We start from the raw sequence: 8973 nt of genomic DNA on the forward strand, positions 1-8973 counted from the left end.
ACGGCGCTCGGCGTCGGCGGCGCGAACGGCGGCGGACCGGGCGGCGGCACGCCTCCGCCGGACTCCCCGCCGCCGTCCGACCCGTCCGAACCGCCGCCCGGCGGAGGCCATGTCGAGCCGACCGACCAGCTGACCTTCCTGCGCGGCGTCCAGACCAGCGACCGGCACGGCGTGGTCGAGTTCCGTACGCTCTTCCCCGGCTGGTACGTCGGCCGCGCCATCCACATCCACGCCAAGGTGCACCTCGGCGGCAGGGCCAAGGGCGGCAAGTACGCCGGCGGGCGCGTCGTCCACACCGGCCAGTTCTTCTTCGAGGAGAAGGTCGCCGGGCAGATCGCCGGACTCCAGCCGTACGCGATCAACACCGTGCACCGCACGACCCTCGACGAGGACGGCATCTACCAGGACGGCGGCTCCGCCGGCCTGGTCACCCTGCACCACGGCGGCGCGCCGCAACACGGCCTGCTCGCCACGATCGTGGTGGGCGTCGACCCCGACGCCACGCCATAGCCGGGCCGCCTCCGCGGAGCGCGTCTCCCGAACGCCTCCGCGGAGGCCGCTCAGATCCGGTCGGCGGTGCCCGGGTGACGGGCGAGGAGTTCGGCGAGGTGGGCCAGCTTGATGTTGTGGTTCTGCGAAGCGCGGACGAGCACGTCGAACGCCTCGTCGGCCGAGAGCCGCCGGCGGGCCATCAAGATCCCGGTGGCCTGGCCGATGACCGTCCGGGTGTCGAGCGCCTTGCGCAGGTTGGCGGTGTCCGCCTCCGACCGGCGCAGGGCGCGTTCGGTGGCGGCGCCGCGATAGAGGGCGGCCAGCGCGAGCGACGCGTACGTCGCGAGGAGGAACGCTGTGTCGCGGGCCGAATCTCCCAAGGCATCGCGCTCGCGAGAGTAGATGTTCAGCGCGGCGGTGAACGGCGGCGGCTCCGGCACGGTGATCAGCGCGGTGGACAGCACCGAGGCGAACCCGTGCGCGGTCGCCTCGCGCGCGAAGGCCGGCCAGGCGGACTCGGTGGCGAGATCGGCGCTGTGCGCGTACGCGGGCCCGCCGGGGTCGGCGGCGTCGAGGCAGGGGCCTTCGCCCGTCTCGTACTGGCGGCGATCGAGTTCGGTGCCCGCGGCGTCGGTCTCGGCCGGGGTGTAGTAGTCCCCGTCCTCCTCACGCAGCGTGATGCTCACGACGTCGGCCGCGGGGATGAGGTAGCGGGCGGCGAGGATGATGCGCTCCAGGACACCGTCCACCGTGGTGGCGGTGAGCAGGGCACGGGTCAGCTCGCCCAGCTCACGCGACAGCGACGCCGGCCCCTCCGGGAGGGAGCCGGCCGCCGGTTCCGGCAGAAGAGGGGTATCGGCTCCGTCATCGTCCACAACGCCCTCCTCCCGTAACGCCGGAGTCCGGAGCGAATATTCAGTATCACCGTATCGAGCGCATCGTGCCCGGCGAGCGAACGCGGGCTTAACTCTATTCGGGCTTGACCAGTGGGAAAAGGATCGTCTCGCGGATATTCCTGCCGGTGAACGCCATGATCATACGGTCGATGCCGATGCCGACACCGCCGGTCGGGGGCATGGCGTACTCCAGTGCGCGCAGGAAGTCCTCGTCGAGCTGCATGGCCTCCGGGTCGCCGCCGGCCGCCAGGAGAGACTGCTCGGTGAGCCGGCGCCGCTGCTCGATGGGGTCGATCAGCTCGGAATAGCCCGTACCCAGCTCGGTGCCGAAGCCGATGAGGTCCCACTTTTCGGTCAGCAGCGGGTTGGACCGGTGCGTACGGGCGAGCGGCGAGGTCTCCAGCGGGTAGTCGCGGACGAACGTCGGCTGGATCAGCGTGTGCTCGACCAGCTCCTCGAACAGCTCCTGCACGAGGCGCCCCTGCCCCCACGCCGGGTCGTACTCCAGGCCGCGCAGGTCGAACAGCTTGCGCACCTGATCGATCGGCGTCTCGGTGGTCAGCTCCTCGCCCACCGCGCCCGACACCGCGTCGTACAGGGTGACCTTGGGCCACTCGTCGCCGCCGAGGTCGACCTCCTGGCCGTCGTGCACCACGACCGTCGTGCCGAGGGCGGCCACCACCGCGGCCTGATAGATCTCGCGGGTCAGCGTGGCGATCGTGTCGTAGTCGCCGTACGCCTCGTAGGCCTCGAGCATGGTGAACTCGGGGTTGTGCGAGGAGTCGGCGCCCTCGTTGCGGAAGTTGCGGCTGATCTCATAGACCTTCTCGATGCCGCCGACGACGAGCCGCTTGAGGTACAGCTCGATCGCGATCCGCAGGTAGAGGTCCATGTCGTACGCGTTGATGTGCGTGACGAACGGCCGCGCGGACGCCCCGCCGTGGATCGGCTGGAGCATCGGGGTCTCGACCTCGAGGAACTCGCGGTCGTTCATGTACTCACGGATCGCCCGCACCGTGTCGCTGCGCAGCCGGGCCATGCGCCGCGCGTCGTCGTTGACGATCAGGTCGACGTAGCGGAGGCGTACGCGCTGTTCGGGGTCGGTCAGGCCCGCGTGCTTCTCCGGCAGCGGGCGCAGGCACTTGGACGTGAGCACGTAGCGGTCCGCCATGATCGACAGCTCGCCGCGCTTGGACGTGATGACCTCGCCCTCGACGCCGACCTGGTCGCCGAGGTCGATGTCGCGCTTCCACCCCTCCAGCGCCTCCTCGCCGACGTTGGCGAGGGAGAGCATGATCTGGATGTCGCCGCTGCCGTCGCGGATGGTGGCGAAGCAGAGCTTGCCGGTGTTACGAGCCAGCATGACGCGGCCGGTGACCCCGACCTTCTCGCCGGTGGAGGTGCCCGGTTCCAGGTCGGGATGGTCAGCGCGGACCTTCGCGATCGTGGTCGTACGCGGGAATCCGAGGGGGTACGGGTCCACCCCGCTCTCGCGCAGGCGCTCCGCCTTGTCCCGGCGGATCCGCATCTGCTCCGGAAGGTCTTGCTGCGACTCGTTCACGGTCATGAAGGCTACCGACCGTCCCGGGAGGCTTGCGAACCGATTCACATGCCGGGGTCACCGGGACCGACCTTTCCTCATCCGGCCATGGTGATGTCGCCGCCGCGGTGGATGACTACCATCGCCGCCGATGAACCCCTCGCCTCCGCCGTACGGACCGGGCCCCGCGGGCCCGCCGCGCCCTTGGGCGCCCCCGCCTCGCCGCCCCCGCCGGGGATGCGTTCCGCTCGTCGTGCTCGGCGCGCTGTTCGTGATCGTTGTCGCCGTCATCGGCGGCGCCTACTACACCTCCGACTACCGGCCGCGCCACTATCTCAAGGACTGGTCCCAGCGGGCCGGCACCCCGCAGGGCAGGTTCACCAGCACCTCGCTCGGCGGCGACAACCACCGGTTCACCATGGTCTACAGCGAGCAGTGCGACACCTCGGTCCCCTGCGACCCGCCCCCGCTCAAGGCGGTCGGCGACTGGATCGAGAACGACGGCGGGGACGTCGACGACGACACCATCACCCGGTGCTTCCGCGACGGCACCTCGTTCGAGTACCACCACGGTGAGCACTGGGTCGACATCCAGTGCGACCGGGTCGACTCGCTGCTGCGCTACCGGTTCACCGCGGTGTTCGGCTACTGAGCCTTCGGCTCGGCGGAGACGCCGACGTTGCGCTCGTAGACCAGGCGCAGGCCGATCAGCGTGAGCCACGGCTCGTACGCGTCGATGGTGCGGGCCTCGTCCAGGACCAGGGGCGCGAGGCCGCCGGTGGCGACCACCGTGACGTCCTCGGGGTTGTCGGCCAGTTCCTCCGACATCCGGTCGACCACGCCGTCCACCTGCCCGGCGAAGCCGAAGATGATGCCCGACTGCAGCGCCTCGACCGTGCTCTTGCCGATGACGTTGCGGGGCCGGACGAGCTCGACCTTGTGCAGTTGCGCACCACGGGCCGACAGCGCGTCGACCGCGATCTCGATGCCGGGGGCGATCGCGCCGCCGACGTACTCGCCCTTGGCCGAGACGGCGTCGAACGTCGTCGCCGTGCCGAAGTCGACCACGATCGCCGGGCCGCCGTAGATGTGGTTCGCGGCCAGGGCGTTGATGATGCGGTCGGACCCGACCTCCTTGGGGTTGTCCATCCGCACCGGCACACCGGTCTTGACACCCGGCTCAACGATCACCGCGGCCACGTCGCCGTAGTAGCGGCGGCACATCTCCCGCATCTCGTGCAGCACCGACGGCACCGTCGAGCAGAGCGCGATGCCGCTGATGTCGGTCTCGGCGAGCAGGGGGCTCTGCTGCACGAGCCCCTGGAGGACCACCGCGATCTCGTCCGCGGTACGCCGGGAGTCGGTGTTGATCCGCCAGTGCTCGATCACCTCGTCGCCTTCGAACAGGCCGAGCACGGTGTGGGTGTTACCGACGTCGATGGTGAGCAGCATCAGGTCCCCGCGGTGTTCATTGGTCGCGCTCGCCTCCTCACTCGCACCGCGGACGGCTCGTCCCTCACCGCCCACAACGCTCGCTCGTCAGCTCGCCGCGCCGTGTCAATGGTCGCGCTCGCCTCCTCGCTCACTCCGCGGACGGCTCGTCCCTCACCATCCACTACGCTCGCTCGTCAGCTCGCCGCTCTGTTCAGGTCAAGGCCGATGTCGAGTGCGGGCACCGAATGGGTCAGTGCCCCAACGGCAAGGTAGTCGACACCGGTCTCGGCCACACCTCGGGCCCCGTCCAACGTGAGGCCGCCGCTGGCCTCCAGCTCGGCCCGCCCGGCCACCAGGCCCACGGCCTCGGCCATCGTCGGGATGTCCATGTTGTCCAACAGGATCGAGGTCGCTCCGGCCGCCAGCGCCTCGCTCACCTGATCAAGTGTGTCGCACTCGACCTGTACGTGCAGGCCGGGGGCCCGTACGGCCTTGAACGCCGCGGTGACCGAACCGGCCGCCGCGACGTGGTTGTCCTTGATCAGCGCGGCGTCCGACAGCGACATGCGGTGGTTGACGCCGCCCCCGCAGCGCACCGCGTACTTCTGCAGGGCCCGCAGGCCGGGCAGTGTCTTGCGGGTGTCGCGGACCCGCGCCCGGGTGCCCTCGACGGCGTCCGCCCACTGGCGGGTGACGGTGGCGACGCCGGACAGGTGGGTGAGGAAGTTCAGTGCGGTGCGCTCGGCGCGCAGCAGCCCGAGCAGCGGTCCCTCGACCGAGAGCAGGACGTCACCCGTGGCGATCCGGTCGCCGTCGGCGGCGATCGGCTTGACCGTGAGGCCGAGCGTCTCGAACACCAGGGCGGCCACCGGCACGCCCGCGACCACGCCGGGGCGACGCGTCACCACGTCGGCGCCGGCGATGGCGTCCGCGTCGAAGATCGGTTCGCTCGTGACGTCGCGCTCGCCGTCTTCGGCCAGCGCGACGTGGACGACGCTCTCCACAGCCTGTGGATCGAGACCGGCCTCGGCCAGCCAGATGTGCGCGCTCATCGGATCTCCGCGGGTTCGTACGTCGTGGTCAGGGTGTCGTCGTCGAGGGTCGAGATGAGGTGCCCGCGCCACTCGTCGGAGGCGTCGGGGAAGTCCGATCGCCAGTGGCTGCCGCGCGTCTCCTCGCGGCGCCGCGCCGAGGCAACGATCAGTGACGCGACGGTGTGCAGGTTCGTGACCTCCCAGGCCTCGGTGTGCGGGCGGTCGGTCGTACGGCCCGCCAGCGCGGCCAGGTCGGCCGCGGCACGCTCGAGGCCGGGGCCGTCGCGCAGCACACCGGAGCCGAGCGTCATGATCCGCTGAACCTCGGGCCGGATGCCGGGGTCGAGAAGGGTGGACGCCCCGGCGGCCCCCGATGGCGCCGGGGCGTCCTGCTCGATGTCGTCGGCCAGCACCGACGCGATCCGCTGGGCGAACACCAGCCCTTCGAGCAACGAGTTGGAGGCGAGGCGGTTGGCGCCGTGGACGCCGGTGCAGGCGACCTCGCCGCAGGCGTACAGGCCGGGCACACTCGTGCGCCCCCACAGGTCCGTACGGACGCCGCCGCTCGCGTAGTGCGCGGCCGGCAGCACCGGGATCGGCTCGTTGACCGGGTCGATGCCGTGCCGCTCGCAGGCCGCCGTGATCGTGGGGAACCGCTGCGCCCAGATGCGCGGGCCGAGGTTGCGTCCGTCGAGGTACATGCACGGCTCGCCGGTCTCGCGCATCCGGTTCATGATCTCCTTGGCCACGACGTCGCGGGGGGCCAGGTCGGCGAGCGGGTGCCGGCCGGTCATGAACCGCGTGCCGGAACCGTCGATCAGGAAGGCACCCTCGCCGCGTACGGCCTCGGAGATGAGCGGCTGGCGGCCCCGTGCGTCCGGGCCCAGCCACATGACCGTCGGGTGGAACTGCACGAACTCCACGTCGGCGACCTGCGCCCCGGCCCGCAGCGCGAGCGCCAGCCCGTCGCCGGTGGAGACCTCCGGGTTCGTGGTCGCCTGGAAGACCTGCCCGAGCCCGCCGGTCGCGAGGATCACCGCGCGGGCCCGTACGGCACCGACGCCGTCGCGCTGCCCCTCCCCCATGACGTGGAGGGTGACGCCGGCCGTCCGACCGTCCTCGATCAGCAGGTCGAGCGCCAGGGCGTGCTCGATGACCTCGATCCCGGCGTCCTTGGCGGCGGCGAGCAGCGCCCGGCTGATCTCGGCGCCGGTCGCGTCGCCACCGGCGTGCGCGATACGGCTCCGCAGGTGACCGCCTTCGCGGGTGAGCGCGATGTGCCCGTCCCCGTCACGGTCGAATTCGGCACCGAGCGCGATCAGCCCGCGGACCGCGTCGGGCGCCTCGGTGACCAGCGCGCGTACGGCCTCGGGGTCGCAGATGCCGACCCCGGCGGTGAGGGTGTCGGTGAGGTGGTCCTCCGGCGAGTCGCCCGGGTGGAGCGCCGCGGCGATCCCACCCTGCGCCCAGCGCGTCGACCCGTCATCAAGGAGCGCCTTGGTGACGAGAAGGACCCTGCCCGCCGTACGGGCCCGCAGGGCGGCCACGAGACCGGCGATGCCGGACCCGATCACAACGATGTCGGCGCCGGTGGTCCAACCGGGCGGCGGGGCGGTGAGACGTCGAGGGAGCATGAGCCCTCCTGGGGGAGGCAGGTTCTCGTCAAACTGACTATAACTCGCGCCCGGAACGTCTGATTCCCTCGGCCCCGTGTCAACGATGAGTGAACCGGCCGGTCGAGACGCCTCCTCGGCATCGGCAAGGGGCGCGCGGCAGGCTTTGACACGGCCGAACGAGAGCACGACGAGCCACGAGAAGACCGGAGGGCCTCGGGGAACCGTGGACGGAAAAGGCCGACATCGGCCGCGTCCTTTCAGCGCCCCGGAGGACCGCCGGTGAGCCTCGGCGTCCGACCCGCTGAACGCTTATGCCACCGAGGGCAAGGCCGGACGCACGAAATCGCGTCCGGCCCTGAGCGCTACATCACGCGCCGCCGACCGCCCTCACCACCTCGTTGTGCCGTGGAGAATGGACTTGTTCGCGGCTGAACCCGGCCACCGTGCACCGGGCCCGCCCGGCTTACACAGAACCGGCGAGCGTGTCGCCGCGGACCATGGTCGTGCCGGGGACCGGCTCTGCCGGGTCGGAGCCCAGAGCGATGATCCGGTTGTCGCGGTCGACGTGGACGACCTTCGGCTCGAAGGTTCGGCACTCCTCGTCCGTCATGGCCGCGTAGCTCATGATGATGATCAGGTCGCCCGTGTGCACCAGCCGCGCCGCGGCACCGTTCAGGCCGATCACGCCGCTTCCTCGCGGTCCGGCGATCACGTACGTCTCCAGGCGGGCGCCGTTGTCGATGTCGACCACCTGGACCTGCTCGCCCGCGAGCAGGTCCGCCGCCTCCATCAGGTCCTCGTCGATCGTGATGGAGCCCACATAGTGCAGGTCGGCCTGGGTGACCGTGGCCCGGTGGATCTTGGATTTGAACATGGTGCGGAACATCAGCGCGACTCCGTGGGCGGCTCTGGCGTCAGGTACAGCGGGGTGTTGTCGATCAGGTGGGTGGCGCCCACCCGGCCCGCGACGGCGAGGACGGCCGGACCGACGTACTCCTCGTCGACCTCGTGGAACGTCGTCGGATCCACCAGTTCGAGGTAGTCCAGCTCCAGCGGCGGCTCGGTGTCGGTCGCCTCGTCGAGGACGGCGCGGGCCGCCTTGAGGACCTTGGCGGGCCCGTCCTGCGCCGCCGCCGCGCCCCGGCGCAGGGCCAGCGACAGCGACAGCGCCGTCACGCGCTCCGGTGGCGACAGGTAACGGTTGCGGCTCGACAGCGCCAGCCCGTCCTTCTCGCGTACGGTCGGACAGGCGTCGATCCACACCGGGACGTTCAGGTCGGCGACCATGCGGCGGATCATCGCGAGCTGCTGTGCGTCCTTCTCGCCGAACACGGCGATCTCCGGGCGGACCATGTTGAACAGCTTGAGCACGACGGTCAGCACGCCGTCGAAGTGGCCCGGCCGGGACGCGCCCTCGATGATCGTCCCCATCTCGCCCGCGCTGACCGTGACCCCCGTGCCCCGGCCGTCGGGGTACATGGTCTCGACCGTCGGCGCGAAGACCAGGCCGACGCCCTCGTCGGCGCAGACGGCCAGGTCGTCCGAAAGCGTACGGGGATAGCGGTCGAGGTCCTCGTTCGGCCCGAACTGCAGCGGGTTGACGAAGATGCTCACGGCGACCGTGCCGGCCAGGCCCCGCGCCCGGCGCATCAGGGACCGGTGGCCCTCGTGCAGCGCGCCCATGGTGGGCACGAGCGCGATCGTCCCGAAGGAGGAACGGGCCGCCGCGAGTTCCTCACGGGTACGGGCGATCACGAGCGTCATGGCTGCTTCCCTTCGGAACCGCGTTCGGCCAGAGCGTCGAGGAGACGTGATGCGTCGTCGGGCTTCAGGAGACCGGCCGCGAGCGCGCGGTCGGCGGTGAGGCGGGCCAGGGCGACGTACGCGCCGCGCGCCTTGGGTGAGATGCGGCCCAGCTCCTCGACGTGGCCCGCGACCGTGCCGGCGTCGCCGCGGGCGAC

At 71.0% G+C, this 8973-nt stretch carries 9 protein-coding genes and 1 pseudogene; 2 read left to right on the top strand and 8 right to left on the bottom strand.

Annotated elements, in window-relative coordinates; all coding sequences use genetic code 11:
* Positions 1-510 (top strand): peptidase associated/transthyretin-like domain-containing protein (locus ACFFNX_RS33535; protein WP_378209884.1); only part of this gene is annotated, 510 nt, incomplete at its 5' end.
* Between the two features lie 50 nt (positions 511-560).
* Here the strand turns inward: ACFFNX_RS33535 and ACFFNX_RS33540 are convergent.
* Together ACFFNX_RS33540 and lysX are read right to left on the bottom strand one after the other, a co-directional pair.
* A complete protein-coding gene (locus ACFFNX_RS33540; protein ID WP_378209885.1) occupies positions 561-1367 on the bottom strand; it encodes a GAF and ANTAR domain-containing protein in 807 nt (268 codons plus the stop codon).
* Between the two features lie 94 nt (positions 1368-1461).
* Positions 1462-2955: a bifunctional lysylphosphatidylglycerol synthetase/lysine--tRNA ligase LysX gene (gene lysX / locus ACFFNX_RS33545; protein WP_378209886.1), complete on the bottom strand. Its 1494-nt coding sequence runs from the start codon at positions 2953-2955 to the stop codon at positions 1462-1464.
* 124 nt (positions 2956-3079) lie between these two features.
* Between lysX and ACFFNX_RS33550 the strand changes: the two genes are divergently transcribed.
* Positions 3080-3580, top strand: a complete 501-nt coding sequence (locus tag ACFFNX_RS33550; protein ID WP_378209887.1) for a hypothetical protein — start codon at positions 3080-3082, stop codon at positions 3578-3580.
* Here ACFFNX_RS33550 and ACFFNX_RS33555 read toward each other — a convergent pair.
* The 6 genes and pseudogenes from ACFFNX_RS33555 to ACFFNX_RS33580 all read right to left on the bottom strand — a co-directional run.
* A complete protein-coding gene (locus tag ACFFNX_RS33555) occupies positions 3574-4380 on the bottom strand; it encodes a type III pantothenate kinase (protein ID WP_378209888.1) in 807 nt (268 codons plus the stop codon). The two genes, ACFFNX_RS33550 and ACFFNX_RS33555, sit on opposite strands and share 7 nt — an antisense overlap.
* Before the next feature lie 176 nt (positions 4381-4556).
* Entirely contained in the window at positions 4557-5414 is an 858-nt protein-coding gene (gene nadC / locus ACFFNX_RS33560; protein WP_378209889.1) for a carboxylating nicotinate-nucleotide diphosphorylase, read from the bottom strand.
* Positions 5411-7030, bottom strand: coding sequence for an L-aspartate oxidase (locus tag ACFFNX_RS33565; RefSeq protein ID WP_378209890.1), 1620 nt, complete (start codon positions 7028-7030; stop codon positions 5411-5413). Before ACFFNX_RS33565 ends, nadC begins: the two co-directional genes overlap by 4 nt.
* 445 nt (positions 7031-7475) lie before the next feature.
* On the bottom strand, positions 7476-7898 hold the full coding sequence (panD, locus tag ACFFNX_RS33570; protein ID WP_378209891.1) for an aspartate 1-decarboxylase: 423 nt from the start codon (positions 7896-7898) through the stop codon (positions 7476-7478).
* Positions 7898-8776, bottom strand: a complete 879-nt coding sequence (gene panC / locus ACFFNX_RS33575) for a pantoate--beta-alanine ligase (protein ID WP_378209892.1) — start codon at positions 8774-8776, stop codon at positions 7898-7900. The genes panD and panC overlap by 1 nt, the downstream gene beginning before the upstream one ends.
* Positions 8773-8973, bottom strand: a pseudogene (locus ACFFNX_RS33580) (hypothetical protein); the annotation flags it as partial. The pseudogene ACFFNX_RS33580 and the gene panC, both read right to left, overlap by 4 nt.

The organism is Actinoallomurus acaciae (genome assembly GCF_042429965.1).
In the GTDB taxonomy this organism is placed as follows: domain Bacteria; phylum Actinomycetota; class Actinomycetes; order Streptosporangiales; family Streptosporangiaceae; genus Actinoallomurus; species Actinoallomurus acaciae.